This is a genomic window from Pseudoalteromonas sp. OOF1S-7, assembly GCF_022347765.1.
Taxonomy (GTDB): Bacteria; Pseudomonadota; Gammaproteobacteria; order Enterobacterales; family Alteromonadaceae; genus Pseudoalteromonas.
This window is the reverse complement of record NZ_JAKRFZ010000023.1, coordinates 17,713-42,116: the sequence shown is the minus strand read 5'-3', so window position 1 is coordinate 42,116 and position 24,404 is coordinate 17,713. Positions and strand designations below refer to the sequence as shown.

12 protein-coding genes are annotated in these 24,404 nt (G+C 55.9%); 5 read left to right on the top strand and 7 right to left on the bottom strand.

Going from position 1 to position 24,404, the window contains the following annotated elements:
- Positions 1–112: 112 nt before the first annotated feature.
- On the top strand, positions 113–619 hold the full coding sequence (locus MHN33_RS21855) for a DUF6653 family protein (RefSeq protein WP_239401346.1): 507 nt from the start codon (positions 113–115) through the stop codon (positions 617–619).
- Here MHN33_RS21855 and MHN33_RS21850 read toward each other — a convergent pair.
- Together MHN33_RS21850 and MHN33_RS21845 are read right to left on the bottom strand one after the other, a co-directional pair.
- Positions 604–951: a rhodanese-like domain-containing protein gene (locus MHN33_RS21850; protein ID WP_046006922.1), complete on the bottom strand. Its 348-nt coding sequence runs from the start codon at positions 949–951 to the stop codon at positions 604–606. The genes MHN33_RS21855 and MHN33_RS21850 overlap by 16 nt on opposite strands.
- Before the next feature lie 3 nt (positions 952–954).
- Positions 955–1,143, bottom strand: coding sequence for a DUF2892 domain-containing protein (locus MHN33_RS21845; protein WP_046006921.1), 189 nt, complete (start codon positions 1,141–1,143; stop codon positions 955–957).
- A gap of 117 nt (positions 1,144–1,260) precedes the next feature.
- Between MHN33_RS21845 and MHN33_RS21840 the strand changes: the two genes are divergently transcribed.
- From MHN33_RS21840 to MHN33_RS21830, 3 genes are read left to right on the top strand one after another with little or no spacing between them, the layout of a single operon-like run.
- On the top strand, positions 1,261–1,569 hold the full coding sequence (locus MHN33_RS21840; protein WP_239401344.1) for a metalloregulator ArsR/SmtB family transcription factor: 309 nt from the start codon (positions 1,261–1,263) through the stop codon (positions 1,567–1,569).
- Positions 1,566–4,892 (top strand): efflux RND transporter permease subunit, encoded by a 3,327-nt coding sequence (locus MHN33_RS21835; protein ID WP_239401342.1) that lies wholly within the window; start codon positions 1,566–1,568, stop codon positions 4,890–4,892. Before MHN33_RS21840 ends, MHN33_RS21835 begins: the two co-directional genes overlap by 4 nt.
- Positions 4,885–5,985 carry an efflux RND transporter periplasmic adaptor subunit gene (locus MHN33_RS21830; RefSeq protein WP_239401340.1) on the top strand — a complete coding sequence of 367 codons (1,101 nt, stop codon included), beginning with the start codon at positions 4,885–4,887 and terminating at the stop codon, positions 5,983–5,985. The genes MHN33_RS21835 and MHN33_RS21830 overlap by 8 nt, the downstream gene beginning before the upstream one ends.
- Here the strand turns inward: MHN33_RS21830 and MHN33_RS21825 are convergent.
- Entirely contained in the window at positions 5,948–6,625 is a 678-nt protein-coding gene (locus tag MHN33_RS21825; protein WP_239401338.1) for a nitroreductase family protein, read from the bottom strand. The two genes, MHN33_RS21830 and MHN33_RS21825, sit on opposite strands and share 38 nt — an antisense overlap.
- 252 nt (positions 6,626–6,877) lie before the next feature.
- On the opposite strand from MHN33_RS21825, the gene MHN33_RS21820 reads away from it, so the two are divergent.
- A complete protein-coding gene (locus tag MHN33_RS21820) occupies positions 6,878–7,543 on the top strand; it encodes a fumarylacetoacetate hydrolase family protein (protein ID WP_239401336.1) in 666 nt (221 codons plus the stop codon).
- Here the strand turns inward: MHN33_RS21820 and MHN33_RS21815 are convergent.
- From MHN33_RS21815 to MHN33_RS21800, 4 genes are read right to left on the bottom strand one after another with little or no spacing between them, the layout of a single operon-like run.
- Positions 7,533–8,816: an MFS transporter gene (locus MHN33_RS21815; protein ID WP_239401334.1), complete on the bottom strand. Its 1,284-nt coding sequence runs from the start codon at positions 8,814–8,816 to the stop codon at positions 7,533–7,535. The genes MHN33_RS21820 and MHN33_RS21815 overlap by 11 nt on opposite strands.
- Positions 8,813–12,934, bottom strand: coding sequence for an amino acid adenylation domain-containing protein (locus MHN33_RS21810; RefSeq protein ID WP_239401332.1), 4,122 nt, complete (start codon positions 12,932–12,934; stop codon positions 8,813–8,815). Before MHN33_RS21810 ends, MHN33_RS21815 begins: the two co-directional genes overlap by 4 nt.
- Positions 12,935–12,945: 11 nt before the next feature.
- Positions 12,946–19,332, bottom strand: a complete 6,387-nt coding sequence (locus MHN33_RS21805) for a non-ribosomal peptide synthetase (protein WP_239401330.1) — start codon at positions 19,330–19,332, stop codon at positions 12,946–12,948.
- Between the two features lies 1 nt (position 19,333).
- Positions 19,334–24,343: a non-ribosomal peptide synthetase gene (locus tag MHN33_RS21800; RefSeq protein ID WP_239401328.1), complete on the bottom strand. Its 5,010-nt coding sequence runs from the start codon at positions 24,341–24,343 to the stop codon at positions 19,334–19,336.
- Positions 24,344–24,404: the final 61 nt, after the last annotated feature.

Sequence of the window (24,404 nt, the reverse complement as noted above, 5' to 3'; positions counted from 1 at the left end):
GAGTTGCGCCAAAAGGTCAGAAAATGTACCCGGTCGTTGACATTTTTAAACAGAGGGTAACGTGAACTCTGGCTACACTGCCTGATAAGTAAACTGATCCCGTGAGGTCGATATGATGCAACGAACTGCTGCCAAGTATTTCGCCATGAGCGAAGAAGTATGGGCGCGCCATGCCAACCCGTGGAGTGTCTGGAGCCGCTATTCCTGTTTGCCTTTGCTGATTGCCTGCCTGTGGTGGCGTGACTGGCTGGGAATGGCTTTTTGGCCTGTGCTGGTGGTGTTGTTGCTTTGGGTTTGGCTCAATCCCAGATGCTTCAGTAAACCCAGAGACACCCATAACTGGGCGTCACAAGCGGTGCTGGGCGAGCAGATCCTGATCTATCAGCTGGAACGGGTGCCGCTGGTGCACTATCAGGTGATTAAAGTGATCATTACGGTGCTAAGCGTGAGCACGTTGGTATGCGCTGCAGGCTTGTGGTTTCAGGAAGCCATCAGCACCAGTGTTGGCGCATTGGGCGTGATCCTGAGTAAAACCTGGTTTTTGGATCGCATGGTCTGGCTCTATCAGAGTGTGACCCCATCAAGCACCGGGATGGCAGCGCGTCAGGCAAAAACCTGACACACTTCCTCCGCTTTACAGGTGATCACGCTGACATTCTGGTAGCCAATGCGGGTCAGCTGCTCGGCGGCAAATACTGCCCGGCCACCGGCAGCACAGTGCAGATAAAGCGGTCGGCTTGGGTCTTTTTCAAGGTTAGGTAATTGAAATTCCAACACGCCGCGCGGAATATTCATCGCGCCCGGGGCCGCTTTTTCCTGATGTTCCTGAGGCTCACGCACATCAATCAGCAGGCCCTGGTTGGTGGCGATTTCTGCTTTGGCTTGCTGCGCGCTGATACAACGCTGGTTAGGTCGGACGGTTTTTAAAATGTCCTGCGGGGATGTCAGCATAAATTAATTCTCCATTCCAAGTTTTTTGAGCAAGGTCATCATAGGACACCAGCCGGTAAAGGCGGATTGCATCAGATTCAATGCAATAAATACACTGAACCACACCCAGCGTGGATCCATAAACCAGGTGAGTAAAAATGACAGTATCAGCATACTGCCGGCTACCAGCCGGATAGCGGCTTCAAGTCTCATAATAATTACCTCCTGCATTCAAGTATATTGCAAGATTGAATATTAGCAAGATCTAATATTAGCAATTTCTAATGTTTCATCCTATACTCCCTGCGTAACCAATGTTGAGGGGGAAGTATGGATTTACACGCAATGGCCGACAGCGCCGCACAAGCTGAGGCATTACTGAAGATGTTGGCAAACCGCAATCGGTTAATGATTTTATGCAGCCTGCAAAGCACGGAGCTCAGTGTCGGTGAGTTAAATGCCCAGGTGCCGCTAGCTCAGTCTGCCTTATCTCAGCATCTGGCAGCCATGAGAAAAGCCGGGCTGGTCGCGTCGCGGCGCGAGGGGGCAACGGTGTACTACCGCATTGCCGATGACAAAGTGCTGGTGATCCTGCAACAGCTCTATCAGCTGTTCTGTGCCGACAAGGAGGGATCATGAGCGGGTCCGGGGGATTCACTGAGCGAGTCATTGGCCAAAGCCTGACGGGTCGTTTACCGGCGCTGTTGTTCTTCTTTTCTATGGTCCTGGGTGTGCTGGCCTTGCAGTTCACACCAAGAGAGGAAGAGCCGCAGATTGTGGTACCCATGCTCGATATTCATGTCACCGTGCCCAACATTGCAGCGCCGGAAGTGGTGCGTCTGGTGACCACGCCGCTTGAGAAGCTGCTGTTGCAAATTCCGGGGGTGGAGCATGTGTATTCAACCACCCACAGTGGCCGCGCGGTCGTCACGCTGCGGTTTCAGGTGGGTGAGAGCCGTGAGCAGGCCATCCTGAATACCTACACAAAACTTTATGCCAACGAGCATCAGATGGCCGCGGTGGTCAGCGACTGGCAGATCCGGCCGGTGGAAGTCGATGACGTGTCCATCGTGATGCTGGGCCTATACAGCGAAAACCCAGCCCAATACGATGATTATGACTTAACCCGTTTTGCCCAGGAAATTTCAACGCAATTACAGCGCCTGCCCGACACCAGTGAAGTCAACGTGGTCGCCGGGCGGCAGCGCCAGCTGAACGTATGGCTGGATGCAACCGCGCTGGCGGCGCATCAGAGCACGCCGCTGGATGTATTACAGGCCATTCAAAACAGCAATCAGTTGCTACAGGTAGGCAAGCGCAGTGCGGGCAGCAAACAGATTGTGCTGGAATCGGGCGATGTGCTGCGTACCAGTGCGGCGTTACGTGACTTAGTGATCACTGTGGTGAACGGGCGCGCTGTGAAGCTCAGGGATGTTGCGCGCATTGCAGAGGGGCCGGGCGAGCCGGAGCATTATCAATGGCTGGCGCTCAGCGATCAGCAACAAGGCCTGCCGCTGGTCACCATCAGTGTGGCAAAGCAAAAAGGCAGTAATGCCGTTGCGGTGGCCGAACAAGTGCATCAGCTGATGAGCCGCTTGCAAACACAGTTATTACCGCCGGAAGTGGCTGTCCGGGTATTACGGGATTACGGTCAGACCGCCGATGAAAAGGTTAACGACCTGATGGCCAGTCTGGCGTTCGCGGTGCTGACCGTGGTGATCTTTGTGGGGGTTTTCCTCGGCTGGCGACCGGCTATCGTGGTGGGCTTGGCCATTCCTGTGTGCTATGGGATCACGCTGGCACTGGACTGGACGTTTGGTTATACCATTAACCGGGTCACCCTGTTTGCCCTGATCCTCTCGCTGGGTTTGCTGGTGGATGATCCCATTACCGGGATAGATAACATCAGCCGTATGCTGGTGCCCGGCAAGCCCCGTCGCCAGCAGATTGTCGCCGCTATGCTGGAGATCCGTACCGCTTTATTAATGTCAACGCTGACGATTATGATGGCGTTTTTGCCGCTGGCGTATATCACCGGCATGATGGGGCCATACATGGCACCTATGGCGTTTAATGTGCCCGTCAGTGTGATGATCTCAACCGTCGTGGCCTTTTTTATCACTCCCTGGCTGGCCAGTCGCTTACTGCGCACTCAGCCGTCGGCGGCATCAGCACAGGATAACGCCTGGTATGGGGCTCTGCTTACCCCGTTGTTGCGCTCGCCATGGCGTGCCAAAGCGGTGTTATGGGCAGTGCTGGCGTTGTTTGTGCTCAGCGCTAGCTTACCTGTACTGCGGGCGGTGCCGCTCAAGTTGTTGCCCTACGACAATAAAAACGAAGTTCAGATACTGATCGACTTACCCGAGGGAAGCACGCTGGAAGCCACCGCGCGCCTGACCCGCACCGTGCAGCAACGGGTCTGGCAATTCAGTGAGGTCAGCGCCATTGCCGCCTATGTGGGTCAGCCGTCGAGTATGGATTTTAACGGTATGGTGCGCGGTTATTATCGTCGCCACAGTGATAATCTGGCCGAGCTGCGGGTGTTATTGCTGGATAAACGCGAGCGGGCACACCAGTCTCATGCTGTGGTGCTGCGACTGCGCCAGGCTCTGTCTGAGTTCAATCGAGACGGCGTGGTGATTAAAGTGGTTGAGGTCCCGCCGGGGCCGCCGGTGTTAAGTACGCTGACGGCGGAGGTCTATGCGGAGCCCTTTATTTCTGCCGACACCCACCATGATGCGGCCCTCAAGCTGGCGGCACGGTTGCGTCAGGAAGCTCATGTGGTCGAAGTCGACACGTCTTTGTCGGCGCCGGTTACCTTGCAGCGTTTTGTTACGGATAAACACAAAGCGGCGTTGTCCGGGGTAAGCAGTGTGGAAATTAACCAAACCCTGGCCATGGCCAGCGGAGGCATGCAGGCCGGACTGCTGTATCAGCCAAGAGAAGCGCAGCCCGTGCCTATTACCTTGCAACTCGCCTATGCAGATCGCCAGCGATGGGCGGATCTGCTTGCCACCCAGATCCGTGGCAGCAGTGATGTCACGCAGCAGCAGGGCAGTTTTGGCCTCAGCCGGGCAGCCCGTCCTATGGTGGCCCTGTCTGAGTTAGGAGAAGTACATACGCTGACGGTTGAGCCGGCGATTTATCGTAAAGATCTGGCACCTGTGGTGTATGTCTATGCTGAATTAAATGGCCGCACCCCGGCCGAGGTGATTGCCGATGTGGTGGCCGATGAGCAACCAGTTGGCGCAGTTATAGCGGATGAAACACAGGCAAGCGCCTGGCAGCAGCGTACCTTTCTCAGTAGCGGTGGCGGCGTGCCCTGGCAGCTCCCCGAGGGAACCGAGTATCGCTTCAGCGGCGAAGGGGAGTGGCGGATCACCGTCAGGGTGTTTCGGGATATGGGGATAGCGTTTGTCTTTGCGCTGGCGGCGATTTTCGTGATCCTGCGTTGGCAGACCGCATCCAGTGCCTTGGCGCTGATCATCATGTCAGCTATTCCCCTGACTATGATAGGTATTATGCCGGGCTTCTGGGCACTGAATCAGTTTGGTGAGCGCACCATTGCAGGCGCACCAGAGCCGGTGTTGTTCACCGCTACGGCCATGATAGGCATGGTAGCACTGGCCGGGATTGTGGTCAGAAACTCACTCATTCTGGTGGAATTTATTACTCAGGCCAGACAGGCCGGTATGCCACTGCAGGCGGCCCTGATCCGTGCCGGGAGCGTGCGTATGCGGCCGGTGCTGCTGACCGCTGGCACCACTTTACTGGGCAATCTGGTGATCATTCTCGACCCCGTGTTCAGTGGTCTGGCGCTGGCAATCATGTTTGGCATTATCGCTTCAACCCTGTTTTCTTTATTGGTTGTGCCTGTGGTCTATTTCCTGGTGTTCAAAACGCCCGACGACACGGCCATAGCCGACCCCAATTCTGTTGCTCCGGAGACTCGTTATGTTTGATATTCGATTTTTGCGCCCCGTGCTGGCGATTGCCTTGTTACTGGTGGCAGTGGCCTGGATGGCCGGGATGTTTAACAGCAAAGTGTCGCCCGGGGATAAGCCGCACAGCACTATACCAAAGCTGAACTTGCACCAAGTTGAGCTGCGGCTGGTCAAAGACGTAGAGCAGATCCCGGGCAGCGTGATTGCCAAACACAACACGGTAGTCGCCAGCCGGGTGCTGGCACAGCTGAAAACCCTGACGGTGCGCTCTGGCGATCCGATCCAGGCGGGTCAGTTGGTTGCCACGCTGGATGATGCCGACTTGCGCGCACAGCTGGAGGCGGTGAAAGCCGAACAGCAGGCTAATCTGGCACAGCTGATTCAGGCAAAAAAACAGCTCGCGCGCGCACAGGCGCTCCAGCAAAAAGGCCTGGTTGCCCATAATCAGGTGGATGAGTGGCAGGCTCAGGTGAATGAACTGACCGCCAAAGAAGCGGCCCTGGCCCAACAATATGCTGGTGCTGAAGTGGCCTTAAGTTATACCCAAGTGCGGGCGCCCATCTCCGGCACTTTGGTCGCGCGCTTGCAAGAGCCGGGTGCTATGCTCAATCCCGGCACGCCGCTGGTCTCCATTTATAACCCGGCGCAGTTGCAGGTTGAGGTCTCGGTGCGTGAGCGCTTGCTCAGCGAGCTGACAATCGGGGCGCGTCATCAGGTGCGTATTCCGGCGGCCGAGGCGACGCAATATGCCACCATCAGTGAACTGGTTCCGGTGGCCGATCGCGGCGCACGCAGCTTTACGGTGAAGCTGGATATGCAGTGGGCGCAGGGCGTGATACCGGGCATGTACGCCATGTTAAAATTGCCCGGGAGCGAGCACCCGGCGGTGCTGATCCCAACGGCCTTAGTGCAACATTATGGCCAGCTCAGTAAAGTGGTGGTGCTGGATAACGGCCAGGTGCAAAGCCGCTTTATTCGCCTTGGCAGGGAGTATGGCGATCAGGTTGAGGTGATAAGTGGCCTGCAAGTCGGTGAGCTGCTGGTTGCAGGCGCACCGACAAGCGTGACTGCCGCTACAGAAAAGTCGCAATCTCCTCAAGCGGCTTTTTAACCAGCGCGTGTTCTGGCACGGTGGCATCCTCGGCCGGATAACCGGCGATCAGCAGCATATAAGGGCGTTCGTTTTCCTTATCGCGCTGACAGATCTCCATCAGGAAGCTCATGGGTTTCGGCGTATGGGTCAACGTGGCCAGCCCGGCATGGTGCAAAGCCTGGATCAGAAAGCCAGTCGCAATACCAACGGATTCATGGACATAATAGTTGGTATGCTTGTCCTCGCTGTGAATACCGCCTTTTTTCTGGCTAAAGATGGCAATCAGCCAGGGGGCATGCTCCAGATAGGGTTTATCGGCATCGGTGCCCAGCGGTTTTAAAGCATCGAGCCACTCTTCACCGGCGCGGCCCTCATAAAAGGCCTGTTCCTGTTGCTCTGCGGCAGCGCGGATCTGTTGCTTCACGTCCTGGCTGTGGATGGCCACAAAATGCCAGGGCTGGTGATTGGCACCACTGGGGGCAGAGCCTGCCGTTTTAATGCAGGCTTCAATAATTGCTTTAGGTACCGGCCGATCACTAAAGCTGCGGATAGTGTGACGGCGCTTTGCTTCATCCAAAAACTCTTTGGCCCGGCTTAGCATTTCTTCCTGTGGGTACTCAACAAAGTCGTTGAGGGGCACGTTCGCATGTTGTTTCATGATTTACCTTTGTCTTTTTTGTTTATATTTTGTTATATCCTGACTGCGGATCCCTTGCAACTGGCGCGCCTATCGGCTGCAGTGACAATGTAAAGCAAACGGTGAGGCTGCGGCAATTTAACTTTACCTTTGTCGGCTAGAGCAAAAAGGCGACTGTTATTCATATTGGTTATATCCAACATCAGGGCTCCGGACTCTGTGTTGATACATCGATCCGTTATACTTGTCACTCATTTATGAACGGAGGTCTTTATGTACCAGCATGTATGGAATTCGGGCGACGCAGTTGCTCTGGGAGTTGGCAAGGCCGTGTGTGTGGGTCGCAATTATGTGGCACATGCCAAAGAGTTAAACAATCCGATACCGGACAGCCCGCTGCTTTTTATTAAACCTGCTTCGGCGTTTTGCGACTTTCAAGCGCCACTGGCACTCAATGCCGCACTGGGTGAACACCATTATGAAGCTGAACTGGTGCTGCTGGTGGGGGAAACCATAAACAGCAACACCCGCGCGCCGCTGCAACACATCTGCGGTATTGCAACCGGGCTGGACCTGACTCTCAGGGACTTACAAACCAAACTGAAACAACAAGGGCACCCCTGGGAATGTGCGAAGGCGTTTGATCAAAGTTGTGCGCTGACCCCCTTCACGCCCGTTCAGGGTCTCGATGAAAACACCGAGTTGCACTATCGATTCTGGCAAAATGACGTCCTTAAACAGCATGGCGACAGCAGCCTGATGATTTTTTCGCTGGCCACTTTGCTGAGCGAGATCAGCCGTTATTTCACCCTGCATCCGGGCGACATCATTATGACGGGCACCCCGCAGGGCGTTGGCGCACTCAAGGAGGGCGACACCCTGACACTACAGCTCCAGGATGCTCCCCGTTATACGTCGAGTGTGACCGTCAGACGCTGACGTCTGCGGGCGCCGCCTCAGGCGTGGTTTCTTTGTCTTCTGACTGCTCTGGCTGGTTGAGCGATGGGCTGAATAACAGCACTATGCCCAGCAGCGACAGGGCACCAAGCAGCAACCAGCTGACTGGCAGAGACACCAGGTTGAGTAAAGCGCCCGTCAGCGCAGCGCCCAGCATCCCACCCATCCGGGTGGTCAAGGAACCGAGTGACTCTATGGTGGCCCGCACGCTGTTGTCGCACAGCTGGTGCTGCAACTGTAACTGCGCAGGCTGAGTCAGGCCAAAGCACAGGAAGAACAGCAGTAACGCTGCCACAAACCAGCTCAGGCCCGGGGCCAGTGCCATGGCCACTAAGGCAACCAGCTTAAGCAGGTGAGCAACGGCCATAGCTTGTCCCAGTTTCTGATTGAGCAGTGTACACAGCTTCGTGCTGAGGACCGCCGCCACCCCGTTGAGGGCAAAGGTCGCCGCCATTACCGCCGGGAATAACCAGGCCACCGCATCCATGTCCACCTGCTCCAGCTGGTGCACAAAGATAGGCCAGAACTTTTCGATACTGGCGCTGACCGGAATGACTATCACCAATGCAATCAGCAGCTTCGCAAGTGCGGGTTGCCGTACTGTTTTGATGGTGGTGCCAACATGATGGTTCAGTGCCTGTTTAAAGCTATGCTCAGAAGGGGACTTCACTTCTTTGACCCAATGAAATGTCAGCGGCAGCAGCAAAATAAACCCGATACTGGAAACGATAAAGATCTGCTGATACATCTGCAAGGTCGAAAGCCCCAGCTGATTGCCAAAGGCCAGAAACACAGCAGAGAGCACCGCAGAAGATGCGCCAATACCATAGGCCAGTCCGTAGGCCGATGCAAACCCCTGATTCAGGGTTTGCTCGCCCTCGGCTTCTTTGAAGCGCTCGACAAACCAGGCGTTGAGCGTGCCACTCAGGGTGGCCTGATTCAGTCCCCAGCAGCTGACCGCGATCAGCAAAGTGACAAAATCAGTGGCTACCAGCAGCAATAAGTTGGTCAGCAGGGCAAAGATCAGCGAGCAGCAAAACAACCGGCGACGACCGAAATGGTCGGCAAGGGCCCCGCTTGGCACTTCACTGACAATGATCACCGCGCTCATGATCACCATGGCAATGGCAATCTGGCTGACCACAAACCCCTGGGCAAGCAGATAAGGGGTCAGAATGGGCAGCAGCAGCATGGCCGCAAACATGGTCAGGCCAAGGTGTATGCCGTAGCGCTTACACAGTTGTTGTTTGTTCATGCGCGTCGCTCCTGAACAAGGTGGGGATGGGCCGAGGCCAAAACCTGATTGATGCGCGTGGCAATACAGTGCAGGTCCTGTTCATCGGTCATAATTTCATCATGGGCGCTGTGCAGGCGGATGTACTCGGCCTGTGGCAGCAGTGACGCAAAGCCGTTATCGGGCAGTGCAAAGGTGGCCTTATACACGGTAGGTACATCAAACACCGGCTCGAACAGCCCCAGCACCTGGGTGGGCATGGCGTCATCATTCACCCTGTCGGCTGTAAAAAAGCTCACCGAATAAGGGTAAGGGTCGGCGGTGTGGAAGTGACGCACAAAGTCGACAAAGGCGCGTCCTACCGGCCAGGTTTCCAGACCTGGATCGCTGTCCTGTACACATTGCTCTGCCTCGGCCAGCTGTGTTGCGCTTAGTTGCGGAATGATGGGGTCAATCAGGAAGCTATGCGCCACTTCATGGCCCAGAGATTCCAGGTGCCTGGCCACTTCCAGACTCAGAGCTGCGCCTTCACAGAAGCCACCCAGATAGTAAGGTCCTTCGCTTTGGTGCGCGATGATCCGCTCGGCATAATACCGTATCAGGCTCAGCTGGTTGAGGTGACGACCGGTGAAGATTTTCACATTCTCCAGCGCGTGCACTGCGAAGTGCTCATTTAATCTGGCAATCAATGGATTAAAGCTGTCGGCACTGGCGGCGGCCGGGAACAGGTGGAGCACAGCGGCATCGGATACCGTGGCCGGACGGATCAAGCCGGGCTCAAAGTGTGGCAGCTGTAATACGGCCTGCAGTGCTTCGTCATCATTCATACCGTTAAACAGATCGCGGTTTTGTTGATCCAGTAGCTGGGCCTGGGCACGTATGGTGTTGTGCTCTATCACCAGTTTGGGGGTCAGCTGCCAGCCTTCTTTACTGGCCGCGCTGCAAAAGTGCAGCAGCCGGATGGAGTCGGCACCATAGTGCATCACAGGCTGAGTCACACACATGCTGTCTAAGCCCAGCAGGGATTGCCAGAGGAGCAGCAGTTTTTTCTCTGTCGCCGTATCGGGTGCAATCACTGTGTCTGCAACTTGCTGTGGCGCCGGCAGGCGACGCTTATCCAGCTTGCCATTGGCGGTCAGTGGCAGTTGCTCAATGGCACTGAGGGTATGGGGCTGCATATAGCCCGGCAGACGCTGGTTTAGTGTGTCCCGGATCACAGCAAGCTGCGCTGCGGTATCTTGTTGTTGGGTAAGCACCACATAGGCATCGAGCTGACTGTGGCCCTGATGCTGGCGCACCACCACGGCGCAATTACTGATCTGAGGCAGCACATTGAGTTGCTGCTCGATTTCTCCCAGCTCCACGCGGTGGCCACGGATCTTGACCTGCTCATCATTGCGGCCCAGATAGGCCAGCGTGCCTTCTGCTTGCCAGTACACCAGATCGCCACTGCGATAGTAACGCTGAGCCTTATCAAACAGGCTCAGGGTGACAAACTTTTCTTCACTCAGCGCCTCGCGGTTGAGATAGCCCTGGGCCAGACCGGCTCCGGTGATGTATAGCTCGCCGGGGCAGCCAGGCGGCAGCAGCTGGCCTTGTTGACCCAGTACCACCGCAGCGCGTCCGGCGATGGGTGCCCCAATCGGGATCTGAGCATGTGCTTCGCTGAGCTCATAGCAGGTCGTAAAGGTGGTGCACTCGGTCGGGCCATAGCCGTTGATAAAATGTGCCGGAGCATAAGCGGAGCTGAGCAGCTGATTGACCAGCTCGCAGGTCAGGGCTTCACCGCCCACCAGAAGATGTTCCAGCGAGGCAAACAGCGTGGGGTCTTGCTGATACAGCGTGTCGAATAATGCCCGGGTCAGCCACAGTGTAGTGATGCCTTGCTCATTCAGCAGCGCCTTAAACCCGGCCACCTGACTCAGCAGGTCGTTATAGCCACAGTAGAGGCTCGCGCCATTGAGCAGCGGCATCCATACCTCAAAGGTGGTGGCATCAAACGCCGGGTTTGCCAGTTGCATAAAGCGCGACTGAGGCGAGACGCTAATATAAGTGTTATCCAGGGTTAAAGAAGTACAGCCATAGTGACTGACCATCACGCCTTTGGGCTGTCCCGTGGTGCCCGAGGTATAAATGATATTCGCCAGGCTGTGTGGCGTGATTTCACTGCGCACCGGTTGTGTGCTGAGTGAGGTATTGCCAATGATGTCGTCGACATTCAGTAACGGCAGCTGGGCTGCGTCGGCCAACATCTCTGCCTCTTCAACCTGGGTGCCCTGGGTGAGCAGCAGCGCTGCCTGGCTGTCTTCCAGCTGATAGGCACGTCGTGGCAACGGGTCCTTACAGGGCAAGGTAGTGTAAGCAGCCCCGGCCTTGAGCGTGGCCAGCATGGCGATGACCAAAGCGGCATCGCCCGGTAAATGCAGGGCGACGACCCGAGCCTGAGGCGCAAAGGCCTGGATCTGCGCAGCCAGACGATTGGCTTCCTGATCCAGCTGCTGATAGGTCCACTGTCGTTCAGCCGTGACCAGCGCAGGGCGCTGCGCACAGCGCGATGCCATGTCAGCAAAGCGCTCAGTGATGGTGTGCGGTGCCGGAAAAGCCTCTGACATGCCGCTTAGCTGCTGTTGCTCCGCGAGGTCGGCCTCACTGAGAAGCGGCAGGTTAAACAGCGGCGTCTGCTGAGTTGTTAGGCTGTCTGCGTAAGCGGCTAATATCCGGGTATATAAGGTGGCGATACGCTTGGCATGTGCCTCACTGTACAGCGCGCTGGCATAGTTGAGGTTCACTTGCGCCTGTCCGGGAGCCAATTCCAGGTGCATGGTCAGGTCAAACTTAGCGGTCACATCGGCATCCGTTGTTGTGTGGTGTTGTTGCCACAGCGTGTGCACACTGCCTTGCTGAAACTGACTGGAGGTGAACATGGTCTGGAATATTGGGTGGCGGCTGGTGTCCATGGTCACCGCCAGCGCCGATTTGATTTCTTCAAAAGGCAAGTCCTGATGGGCTTTGGCCTCATTGACCTGACGCTGCACCAGTGCCAGCCAGTCGCTCACACACAGGGTCAGTTCAGCCTGTAATCTGATCGGCAGGGAATTAACAAAGTAGCCAAGGATCTGCTGACAGGCCTGGTTAGGGCGGTTATCGCTGGGCAGACCGATGATCAGGTCCTGCTGGCCACTGTATAAACACAAAGTATGGAACCAGGCCGCCAGACCGAGCGTGTTGGTGCTGATCTTGTGACGTTTTGCCAGTGCCTGGAGCTGCTCGTCACTGCCCTCAGGCAGGGTCAGTGTGATATTTTTCCCGCTGTGGTCAAAGACTTTGGGTCTTGCGTTGGCACAGGGCAGATGCAGGGCGCTGTGGCTGTCCAGTTGTGTTTGCCAATAATCTTTCAGTGTAGCAATACGCAGGGTACTGAGGCGCTGTGCCTGCCAGTGTGCGTAGTCATTAAACTGCAAGGTGTCTGCCAGCGGCGTTTGCTGGTAACTGGCTTGCAGCTGCGCTAAAAAGACCCCCAGCGACCAGCCATCAAAGGCAATGTGATGCCACACCAGATACAGATATTGGTGCGACTGTGTGCTTATCCAGGTGGCACGAAACGGGCGCGCTTCATGCAATGCAAAAGGCTGGGTAAACAGCTGCTGACATGTTGGCGCCAGCGCCGCTTCATCGCAGTTTTGTTGTGTCAGCGTAAAGGGCGTTGTGCAACGTAGCTGTTGCATCTGACCTTGTGCGTTGCTGGTAAAGCAGGTATCCAGCGCACTGTGTCGCTGACACAAGCGCTGCAACGCCTGCTCCATAGTCGCCATATCGCACTCAGCACTGAGCTTGAGCAGGCAGGGAATGTGATAAGTATGGGTCTGATCGCTGACCTGCTGAGAAAACAGCATTTGTGTCTGGCCCAGTGTCAGCGGTGCGGCATCACTTTCGCTGGCAAAAATCTGAGTTTGTTCAAAGCACAGGCGGCTGTTGATGTGATGACGCTGCAAATAATCCAGCAGCTGGGTTTTGTGTGCCCGGATCGTTGCCACTATGTCTGACTGGCTAACATCGCTCTGGCTGGCAAGCTTCAGCTTGCCCTGATCATGCCAGACACTGATCTGCTGGGCTTTTAGGGTATACATTAACTGGTGCATGGAGAACCTCATTATAATTCCATTTCAAATTCGGCGTCGGGGATGGCTTGTTCCGTCAGCAGCCGATCAACGGCGGCGGCAAACTCGGCCAGCACCGGATGAGTCAGTAAGGTGGCCAGTTCAATGTTGACCACAAAGGCTTTTTCACACTCGGCGATTAGCCGCGCAGCCTGTACAGAAGAACCGCCCAGCTCGAAAAAGTCATGATTGATATTCAGCTCAGACACGCCCAGCAAGCGCTGGCAAAGTTCGAGCACGGTTTGTTCGGTTTGCGTTTGCACGGCGCGCTGCTCAACCTGAAGCTGCTCCAGCTCAGGCTGTGGCAACTGCTTAAGATCCAGCTTGCCGTTTAAGGTCAGCGGGAAATGAGACACAAACAACAAATGTTTTGGTCGCATATAAGGCGGCAGCTGGGCGTTCAGCCAGTTGAGCAGGGCACGCGAGTGCGAGTCTGCTACAGGGGAGGTGGCGCTTTGGTTCAACATACAGTAGGCGATCAGCTGCTGTGCATGCCCCTGAACCTGACAGACCACGGCCTGGCCGACATCCGGGTGGGTCAATAATTTTGCCTCGATCTCACCCGGCTCAATGCGGTAGCCATTGATCTCCAGCTGCTGATCGGTCCGTGCCACAAACTGCAGGGTGTCCGCATCAACCCGGCGCACTAAGTCTCCGGTGCGATAGACCTGCTCATGTAGTTGTTGCGCACCATGGTGCATTGTCAGGGTGATAAAGTGGGCCGCCGTCTTGTCGGCATTTTGCCAGTATCCCAGCCCGGTACTGCAGCCTGCGCTGTGCAACTCGCCAAAGCCGCCCGGTGGCACAGGTCGTTGATATTTATCCAGCACATACAGACGGGTATTGCGAATGGCGCGCCCTATGGTGACTGGTTGCCGGGGTGTGACCTCAGCCTGAGTCACACACACGCTGGTTTCACTCAGTCCATATTCGTTGTAGAGTGTGCTTGCCAGGGGCTGATGCACCGGGTTGAGCGGCGCGCCACCAACAAACAACACATCCAGCTGGCAACCGGCCAGCAGATCCGCAAACTGATTGACCAGCACGGTGGGCACAAAGGCCACATCCACGCGCTGGCGACGCAAGAACTCACACAGCCTGGGTACATCGCGACGTATGGGCTCAGGAATGATCTCCAGTCGCGCACCCGCAGCCAGCGCCGGGAAAATTTCGATGATGGAGGCGTCGAAGACATATTCGGCATACTGGCTGGCAACCACCTGACGTGACTGACCCATTAAGCGGTGGCTGTGCATCATGTGTGCTGAGAGGTTGATAAGGCCGCGGTGGCTGAGCATGGCCCCTTTGGGGGTGCCTGTGGTGCCGGAGGTATAGATCAGATAGGCGAGGCGGTCCGGGTTGTGGTTGAAGTTAATATCATTATGCTCGGTCTGTGTCTCTGGCCAGTCTCGCCAGTGATACAGCAAGGTGGGCACCGTTGACCAGCTTAACGCATCATCACTGAGCAGCAGTGTGCACTGCGCCTGTTGCAACAGGGTTTCACGGCGTGCCTGCGGGTGGTTGGGCGACAAGGCAACGAAAGCAGCACCGGCTTTGAGCGTGGCCAGCATGGCGATGATCATGTCACAGCCTTTGTGAAAGTGCAGCGCGACGCGGGCGGGTTCGGCACCCGGCGCACCAAGGCGCTGATGCAGTGTGGCAGCCAACTGTGATGACAGGCTATCCAGCTCGCCATAGCTGAGTTGCTGATCTTCAAACGACAAGGCAATATTGTGCGGCGCACGCTCGCAGGCCTGTGCAAAACAGGCTAACCAGTTTGTGTGTGGATCACTGTGTTGCTGTGCCTGGTGTGTCACCAGGGTTTGAAATTGCGCGTGGCTGAGCAGCGGGCAGTCGCGCACCGGCTGCTCCGGGGCCGCCATCAGGTTGTCTAACAGCACCTGATAAAATGCCAGAAACTGCTCACAGCGCGTGGCATCATAGCGGGTTGTGGCATAGGTAAACTGGCCTTGCAGCTGGTCGCCGTCGTCCTTAAACACCATATTCCATTCAAATTTGGCCGGCGTATAGGCGTAATCTTGCGGGTTCTCCGGGATCACCTCAAAGCCGTTAAATGCCTGAGTCAGCGGGTTAAACTGATCCAGTGTGAAAAACAGCTGAAACAGCGGCGACAGGCCACTTTGGCGCTCAACGTTGAGCGCATCAGCCAGCACATCCACAGAGGTGCCCTGATGGCTTTTTGCATCGTGCACCTGGGTCTGCACCTGTTTCATTAATGCCGTAAAACTGAGTGTGCTGTCCAGGCGCAGCGGCAGTGCCAGGGTATTGACAAAATATCCCATCAGCTCGTGACTGTCCGGATGGGCGCGGTTGTCGCTCGGTGTGCCAATGACAATGTCATCCCGATCGGCCCAGAAACTTGCGGCGAGCTGAAAGCTGCTGAGCAGGGTTGCATAAAGGCTGACCCCCTGTTGCTGTGCCAGCGCACGCAACGAGCGGGTCAGTGCGTCGGGCAGGGTAAAGCTCAGCGCCTTGCCCTGGGGATCATAACTGGCGCTGCGGCTAAAGTCGCTCTCCCATGGGGTCAAGTCAATACCGGCAAACGCCTGTTGCCAGTAATCCAGCTCTGCCTGCTCGTCCAGGGTGCTGCGCCAGTGGGCATAGTCCCGGTAAGTCAGTGTGGGCGGGGTAAGTACCTGACCGGCCATTTGCTGATCCAGTTCACGAATAAAGCGCTCGACCGACCAGCCGTCAAAGGCTACATGGTGAAACACCAGTAACAACCTGTAGCTGGGCAGTGGGCCTACACGCAATTGCGCCACTCGCACCGGCGCTGAGGTGTCTAACGTAAACGGCGCATTGACAAATTCCTGCAAGGCACTGTCATTATGGCTCTGTAACGCCAGCACCTGACAGGGCACCGGGTAGCGCGTCTGACTGATAAACCAGTGTCCCTGCTCATCCTGATCGTAGCCCTGCTGTAATATTTGATGGCGGCTGATCACTTGCTGCACCCCTTCCATCAGCGCCTGCTGCTGTGCCAGCGACTCGCAGCTCAGCATCAGAGGAATATGATAGGCCCCCGCAGTGGTGGCAAGGCGTTCACTCAGTAACATAGCTTGCTGCTGAGGGGTGACTGCCACAGGCTGAGTTGGATCGGCGAGTACGGGAATGGGCTCGATGCGGTGCTGGGTATCCAGATTAGCCAGAATAGCGGCCGGTGTCTTGTGGCTCAGCAGCGCTTTGAGCGTGACAGGCAGCGCCAGAGTACGCTGCATTTTAGCCACCAGGGTCATGGCGCTTAGCGAGTTTCCGCCCAGCGCGAAAAAGCTGTCCTGCATGCCTACCTGCTCAACCCCCAGGTGTTCGGCCCACAAGGCGCAGAGATCTTTTTCCAGCGCGCTTTGCGGGGCGACATAGGTAGTGCTGACGCTGATATCCAGCGGTGCGAGTGCGCGGGCGTCAACCTTACCCGAAGGCAGTAAGGGCAAAGTCGCGCTGCATTGCAGTGCTGCCGGATGCATGTAATCGGGCAGCCGTTCGTTCAGCCAGGGCAGCAACTCATCAAGCGCTAGCATGCTGGTGGTGCCGAGGTAAGCAACCAGCGCAGGCCCCTGTGCCAGAGTTTGCACTTTCACACAGGCCTGCTCAATATCCGGGTGCTTAAGCAGCACCACTTCGATTTCATTGAGCTCAATACGATAGCCACGAAGTTTAACCTGCGCATCATTGCGGCCCATAAATTCCAGGTTACCGCAGGGCAGCCGACGGGCCATATCGCCGGTGCGATAGGCGCGCCCGCGCGCTGTGGTAATAAAACGTGCTTCAGTTTGCTCTGGCAGATTGAGATAGCCACGGGCAACACTGTGGCCTGAGATCAGGATCTCACCGGGGCAACCGACCGGCAGAGAAGCGAGTGCGTCGTCGACTATGTCGATGGTAACATGGCGCAAAGGTTGGCCAATGGCCTTGAGGTTTTGCTGCTGAGCAAACTGCCTGTGCACTGTGGCCGTGACCGTCGCTTCGGTAGGGCCATATTCACTGAACAGGCGCTGTTGCCAGGTATCGACCAGGCTTTGGCTACAGGATTCACCACCGAACACCACCCGCCGAATGGCGCTGGCTTTGCCGCAGTGTCCAATCGCTTGTAAATGCGATGGTGAGGCCACCAGGTGGGTGACGGCTCTGTCGAGAATTTCCTCTCGCATGGCCAGCGGGTCGTTGCAGCTGCGCTCGCAGGGAATGACCAGGCAGGCACCATTGAGTAAAGTCATAAACAGCGGCTCGACTGAGGCATCAAAAAAGTAGGGCGTTAGCCAGTAGGTCCGCTCGTCGCTGGCAAATTGATAGACCTCGCTGGTGCTGCGTACCAGCGCATCAACATGACCATGCTCGACCATCACGCCCTTAGGCTGGCCGGTACTGCCCGAGGTATAAATAACGTAGGCAAGTTGCCCAGCATCGCCCTGTGCTAAGTCATATTCCGCAGGGTCTGACAGCAGGGCCTCGGTTGTCAGTACTGGGGTGGCATCGGACTGGGCCAGTTGTTGCGCCTGTGCCGCCAGCTGAGATTGGGTCAGTAGCAGTGCCGCCCCCGAATCATTAAGGATAAACTGGTTACGGCTGCTGGCCTGAGTCGGGCTTAGTGGCACATAAGCCGCGCCTGCGGCTAAGGTGGCCAGAATCGCGGTGACCATCTGTGGTCCACGAACAAACATCAAAGCGACCTTAGGGTCGTCATGCTGTGCTATCTGTGCGCGTATATGGCTTGCAAGCGTTTTTACTTCCCGGGCCAGGGTGCGATAACTTATCTCCTGCTCCTGGTAGATCAGGGCATTGGCCTGCGGAGTTTGTTTGGCCTGGGCAACAAAGCGTGCATAGAGGTTCTCATAGGCAGGTTTGTCAGGTGTCTGCGGTTCGCTCAGACACTGACCCGGCGGCACATACGTGTGCGATTGCAGCGGCTGGTGGGGCGAGGCAACACTGCACTCAAGCAGGTGGATAAAGGTCTGACGAAATGCCTCAATATAAGCCTGGCTGAAGCGGTTTGGGTTGTAATCAATCTGACCTGAGATAGTCGCTTCACTGTCATCCAGTGCCAGCAACAGGTCTACTTTAATGGGCTGATACAGCTCATCATCACTGAGCAATGGGCTGACTGAAAAGGGCAGTGACAACGCCGGGTCCAGCTGGCTGGCCAGTTTTTGCACACTGAACATGATCTGCAGTGCGCTTTGCTCACGGTCGCCCTGTGTAAAGTATTGAACCACCTCATCAAATGGCAGATCTTGATGGCGTTTGGCCTGATGCAGGGTGTCTTTCACCTGAGTGACCAGTTGCGCAAAGCTGGCTTGTTTATCAAGCTCTGCCCGTAACGCCAGGGTATTGACAAAAAAGCCCATAATGTCCTGGGTTTGCGGGTGATCCCGGTTGTCTGATGGCACTCCCAGCAGGATATCGTTCTGATTGGTAAAGAGCATCAGCGTATAATAGTAGGCACTGAGCAGGACACTGAATGGCGTGGCACTGAGGGAGCTTGCCAGCTGACGAAGCTGGGTGCTCAGTGTGTCGGGCAAAGTAAAATACAGATTACTGCCACGGGTGAGTGGCTCATTTAAAGGCGCGTCCAGCGTTTTGGGTAGCCGGGTTGGCAGCGCATCTTTTAATTGTGTCTGCCAGTAATCATGCGCCTGTTGCTGATCCAGTGTCCGGTGCCAGCTTGCGTAGTCAAAGTAGGACAAAGGCGATGGCTGTTGCTGCGCCCATAAAGGGTCGGCCATCAGCTGACTGAGCTCTTTGAAAAACAACTGCATAGACCAGCCGTCAAAGGCAATGTGATGCCATAAAAACAGCGTGTAAGTGCTCGAGGCACAGTGATAATGCACCACTCGCAGCGGCGCATCCTGGCTTAAATCAAACGGTGTCAGCACCTGCGTTTGAACCTGCGCTTTCAGTTGCTCAGGATCGTTGCACCGTGTTTGTACTGAGGTCAGTGCGCGACTGCGGGGCTGACAAAAGAGCTGATCGTCGTGCTCCACAATCTGGCTGTTTAAGATCGGGTGGCGTACCGTCAGTGCCTGAATGGCGTTGTCCAGTTTGGCTACCATGTCCGTTTGCTGGTGCTCGACCAGCATCGGAATATGATAGGCACAGCGCTGTGGCTGTAAGCGGTCGACAAACAACAGTCGTGCCTGAGCATTAGATAGTAAAGAAAGCTGCAACACAGACCAGTTTAAAAAGGCCTGCTCCGAGTGTATCTGATGCTCTTCAAGCAAAGCCAGCAAGGCAGGCTTGTTGGCTTTTAGCTCGGCAATCAATTCAGCTGCGACGGTTTCCTCATATCCCAGTGCCAGCGAATTGTTGTCACCCAGCCAGACCCGCAGGCCTTGTGTGTGTAGTTTTTGAACAAAAGATAACATATTAAAGCTCCATGACCTGCTTCGCGCTGGTCTGTGTTGCATGCTGTGAACGAACTATGGTGTTTACCTGAGTGCTGCTCAGGTGCTCTGCCAGAGCGGCAATATTGGGGTAACTCAGCAGGGCCGATAACGGGATGGCCAGCTGCAAGGACTCCTGTGCTTCGCGTACCAGCTTAACAGCCAGAATGGAGTTGCCGCCAAGCTGGAAAAAGTCATCCTGAATGCCAACCTGGCTGACGCCGAGCACCTGCTGCCAGAGCGTGCAGAGTTGCTGTTGTAATGGGGTTTCGGGTGCCACATAGCCGCCCTGAGGTGTCAGGCTGGAGGCAGGCAGCGCCTTTTTATCCAGCTTGCCATTGACCGTCAGTGGCAGGGTCTCCAGTGCAATCAACTGATCCGGGATCATATAACTGGGCAGGCGTGTGCCCAGGCGCTGACGCAGCGTTTCGCACTCATGCGCATTGCCGGTGGTGACGATATATCCCACCAGTGCCGTTTGCCCCTGATTGTCATAGGTCAGCACACAGGCCTTAGAGATTTCGCTGAAGGTCAGCAGCTGCGCTTCTATCTCGCCCAGCTCTATGCGGTGGCCGCGGATCTTCACCTGGTCGTCCAGTCTGCCCAGATATTCCAGGTGTCCGGTTGGCAGCAGCCGTGCCTTGTCGCCGGTGCGATACACCCGACACTGACGCGAACCCGTCGTAAGGGTAAAGAAGCGCTCGGCACTCAGTGCCTCGCGATTGAGATAGCCGCTTGCCAGGCCCGCGCCGGTAATATACAGCTCGCCCGGGCAGCCCAGCGGCACAGGTCGATGCTGTTCATCCAGCACCAGCGCCTGCATGTCAGACAATGGCTTGCCGATGTCGGCAATATGACGCGGCATGGCTGCGCTCAGGGTCAGGGCGGTAACATGCACTGTGGTCTCAGTAATGCCATACATGTTGACCAGTGTGATACGGTCACCATAGTGCTGCCACCAGGGGGCCAGCTTACTGTAATTGAGCTGCTCGCCACCAAAGATCACATAGCGCAGGGTATTGAGTGGCACCTGAGCTGTGCTGGCGATATCGGTAAAGGTATAGAATGCGCTGGGCGTCTGGTTCAGTACGGTGACGCCATATTGCTGACATTGCCCGACAAACTGCATGCTGTCGCGGATCTCCAGGTAGTCGGGAATAAACAGCTTGCCGCCATAGGCCAGCGCGCCCCAGATCTCCCAGACACTGAAGTCAAAGATGTAGTCATGGTACAGCACCCAGGTGTCTTGCTCTGAAAAACTAAAATGCTGCTCGGCAGTACTGAGCAGGCGCGCGACATTGCCATGGGTTTGCACAACACCTTTAGGCTTGCCCGTGGTGCCAGAGGTATAAATAACATAGGCCGGATCGGCGCCTTTGATGTTGCATGCGGGCGGCGTGTCCGGATAGTCACACAGTGTTGCCTCGTCGTCGAGCAGCAGATACGTCAGCTGCGGGGCGCCCAGTTCCTCGCTCAGTTCACGATAACTGATAACCACCTGCACTTCGGCATCGTCGAGAATAAACCCATTGCGGCTGGCCGGTGCCCGGGTCGATAAAGGCACATAGGCGGCACCGGCTTTTAAGGCCCCGAGAATGGCGACCAGCGTATCCGGGCCCGGTGGTAAATATAAGCCGACAAACTGGCCGCTCATATTCTGTTCAACCAGCCACTGGGCCAGTTGATTGGCCCGGCGCGCCAATTGATCGTAACTCATGGTGCCCGTTGTGGTGAGCAGGGCGGTATTGTTGGGGTAGCGCTGCGCCTGTTGAGCAAATAAGTCTGTCAGACTCTGCTCTGAATACAGTGGCGTGGTGAGTGGCTCAGGCAGCGTTGCCGCAGGTACCAGCGCACTCAGCGGTTGCATCAGCTCGGATTGCGAGGTGCAGTTCACCAGTTGCGCCAGCAGGTGGGCAAAGTTGCTGGCCATGGACTCAACAAACCACAGATCATAGCGGCTGCGGTCATACTCCCACTGCATGATAACCGGACGCTCCGGATTCTGACTGTGGATGTCCTGCAGGGCAATGTTCAACTCGAACTTGGTATCCTGAGCTGGTGCACCGTGCTCAAGTGCAATATGCGTAAAGGTATCCAGGTGCTGCGTCGGTAGCGGCGTATCCTGAAAGGTAAAGCACACCTGAAACAGCGGGTTCACACCGGGGATGCGCGGCACATTCAGGGCCTCAACCAGCGCCGGGAAAGGCAGTGCCTGGTTTGCCTGTGCTTCGCTGCATACTTCAAAACTCTGCTGGATCAGCTCATCAATGGTCGTCTGAGGCGCGCTTTGCAGGCGGTGCACCACAGTGTTGACCAGCATCCCCAGTGTGGTTTCCAGTTGCGGGTGCGCCCGGTTAGCCAAAGCCGAGCCAATACAGATATCCTCATCGCCGCTAAAGCGCGACAGTACCAGATATAATGTGGCCAAAGTGGCAGAAAACGGCGTGACCTGGTTGCGCTGACAAAACTGTTGTAGCTGTTGCCACAGTGCTCTGGGCAGCTCAATCTGATGAGTACCTGCACTGACAGGCACATCCTGCGCCAGCTGAGAAACGGGTAAGTTAATGCGTGGCGGCGCTGACTCTAACTGGGTTTGCCAGTACATGCGCTGCTGCTGTGCCTGCTCGCCACTGAGCCACTGCACCTGATGACAGGCGTAATCGGCATACTGGATCTGGTTTGGCTGGGCGGCAGGGGTTTCGCCATTATCCAGCTGGGCATACAGGGCCAGCAACTGGCTTGCAAACTGATTGGCCGACCAGCCATCGTGGATCAGATGGTGCTCGATTTGAAGCAGCACATGTTTTTGGTCACTCAGCTTCACCAGCGCCCAGCGTGCCAGTGGCAGGCAGTCAAGCTTAAACGGGACATTCAGCTGATTTAGCTGCTGCGTCAGCTGCGACTCGGCTTCGGCTTCGCTCAGTTCACTGTAATCCAGCAGCGGCAGGTCAGGCACATAGTCCGGGTGGATATGCTGAAGCGGTTCGTGCAAATCAAACGACGTGCGATAAATTTCATGGCGCTGAACCAGCGCGCTGAGCGCCGCATGCAATCTGGATGGCGCCAGGGCACCGTTTAGCGTCAGTCGGCTGACCGAGTGGTAGGCAAGGTTGTCCGGTGCCTGGCGCGCTAAAAACCATAACCCGCTTTGTTGCGCCGAAAGAGGTGCCGTGTGCTGGTGGTGCGCCGGGCGATGTGCAATGGCAGCAGGCGGACGGACGTTGTGCGTCAACAGGGCCTGCCAGATCTGCGCCGGGGTGCGCAGCCGGTAAATCAGCTGAGTGTCCAGGTGCAGCTTAAGTTGCTGCTGAACTTCATTGGCAATACGGATAGCAGAAATCGAGTCGCCACCTTGCTCAAAGTAGTCGCTGTGCCAGTGCAGCTCAGCCGGGCAGTAACCTTGCATCAGGCTTAAAAATACCTGCTGAGTATGAGATAACTGGGCACCCACGTGAGTGTGTTCGACCTCAACAGGCAGGGCCGCCAGTGCACGCTTATCGGTTTTGCCATTTTCCGTCATCGGTAACTTGTCGAGCAGCACTATCAGGTCGGGCTGCATATAATCTGGCAGGGTACGGCTCAGATGAGCGGCGATGTGCTGAGTCTGCTCAGCGTCGCTGTCCTGTGCCACTACATAGGCGGCGAGTAAGCGACGATTCCCCTGTTGTTTGATCACGCAGCTGACCAGTTTGACGCTATCCAAAGTCGCGATGGTTTGTTCGACTTCCTCAAGCTCAATGCGAAAGCCACGTAACTTAACCTGGCCATCATCACGACCGGCAAAGTGGTATGCCTGACCGTCAAAAGAAGCCAGATCGCCCGTCTTATATAAGCGGCTGAAACCCGCCGGATCGCACTGAGGGTCGTAAAAAGGGTTGGCGATAAAGCGGCTCTGGGTCAGGTCGTCCCGGTTCAGATAGCCCAGCGCCAGCCGTGGGCCACTGATATAAAGCTCTCCTACTTCGCCCTGTGGGCAGGGATTCAGCTGAGGGTCCAGCACATATAGCCGGGTATCGTTCAGTGGCTGGCCAATATTCAATTCGCTGTCTTGTGGCGCAAAGCGATGCAAACTGGTGGCAACCGTGTTTTCTGTCGGGCCATAACCATTATAGATTGCAGTGACCTGGCTGTAGGCTTCGAGCATGGCCACATTCGGCGTCTCACCTGCGACTATCAGACACTTCAGTGCACTGAGTTGCTGCGGCGGGATCAAGGCCAGCAGCGCGGGCGGGATGGAAGCAAATTCGATGTCATTTTGCTGTACCAGCTTGCTCAGCGCCTGCGCATCTGTGCGCTCGTGTTCGCTGGTGATATACACGCTCTGGCCCAGTAATAAATGAACAAACAGCTCGAACACGCTGGCATCAAAGATATACGAGGCAAACAACAAGGCGCGCTGATATTGCCCTGTGTTGAACCAATCGATATGCGCATCGGCCAGGTGTAAAATACTCTGTGCGGGGATCTGAACGCCTTTCGGCTGTCCGGTTGTCCCTGAGGTATAAATCACGTACCCTACCGCATCTTGCGTTTGGGCGGGGGCAGTATCAAGCACGGCTTGTGTGCTCAGCTTATCAACGCAGAGCACAGGATGGCCCGTAATGGCGTCTGCTGCCCTTAGGTCACTGTGAGTCAGGATCAGCGCTGGCTGGCTGTCTTGTAAAATGAATTGCGTTCGCTGCGCAGGCGCATCAGTGGAAATAGGAATATAGCCAAACCCGCAATGCAGAACTGCCAACATACTGACGACCATATCAATACCGCGCTCGTGATAGAGTGCAATGTACTGAGAAGAAGGCGCTGTTTGTGCCTGATCAGGAAGTTGCTGGCGAATGTGTCCGGCAAGAAAAACGACTCGCTGCGCTAGTTCCTGATAACTGATATGATTATTTTCATAAATAAGTGCAGTTCGATCCGCAAATTTGCCATAAACCTGTGAGAGAGTCTTCGCCAGTGGAGGCATCCCACTGTCTGAAAAATGCTTCGTGTTCACGTCTTCTAGTCCTTCGCTAACATGTTCAACTTGGTTGAGTGTGAATAATGTGTCTTAACTG

Bases quoted from the DNA above. Each gene is read 5' to 3' on its own strand.
- MHN33_RS21855 (WP_239401346.1), top strand. From the start codon at position 113: ATGATGCAACGAACTGCTGCCAAGTATTTCGCCATGAGCGAAGAAGTA.
- MHN33_RS21850 (WP_046006922.1), bottom strand. From the start codon at position 951: ATGCTGACATCCCCGCAGGACATTTTAAAAACCGTCCGACCTAACCAG.
- MHN33_RS21845 (WP_046006921.1), bottom strand. From the start codon at position 1,143: ATGAGACTTGAAGCCGCTATCCGGCTGGTAGCCGGCAGTATGCTGATA.
- MHN33_RS21840 (WP_239401344.1), top strand. From the start codon at position 1,261: ATGGATTTACACGCAATGGCCGACAGCGCCGCACAAGCTGAGGCATTA.
- MHN33_RS21835 (WP_239401342.1), top strand. From the start codon at position 1,566: ATGAGCGGGTCCGGGGGATTCACTGAGCGAGTCATTGGCCAAAGCCTG.
- MHN33_RS21830 (WP_239401340.1), top strand. From the start codon at position 4,885: ATGTTTGATATTCGATTTTTGCGCCCCGTGCTGGCGATTGCCTTGTTA.
- MHN33_RS21825 (WP_239401338.1), bottom strand. From the start codon at position 6,625: ATGAAACAACATGCGAACGTGCCCCTCAACGACTTTGTTGAGTACCCA.
- MHN33_RS21820 (WP_239401336.1), top strand. From the start codon at position 6,878: ATGTACCAGCATGTATGGAATTCGGGCGACGCAGTTGCTCTGGGAGTT.
- MHN33_RS21815 (WP_239401334.1), bottom strand. From the start codon at position 8,816: ATGAACAAACAACAACTGTGTAAGCGCTACGGCATACACCTTGGCCTG.
- MHN33_RS21810 (WP_239401332.1), bottom strand. From the start codon at position 12,934: ATGCACCAGTTAATGTATACCCTAAAAGCCCAGCAGATCAGTGTCTGG.
- MHN33_RS21805 (WP_239401330.1), bottom strand. From the start codon at position 19,332: ATGTTATCTTTTGTTCAAAAACTACACACACAAGGCCTGCGGGTCTGG.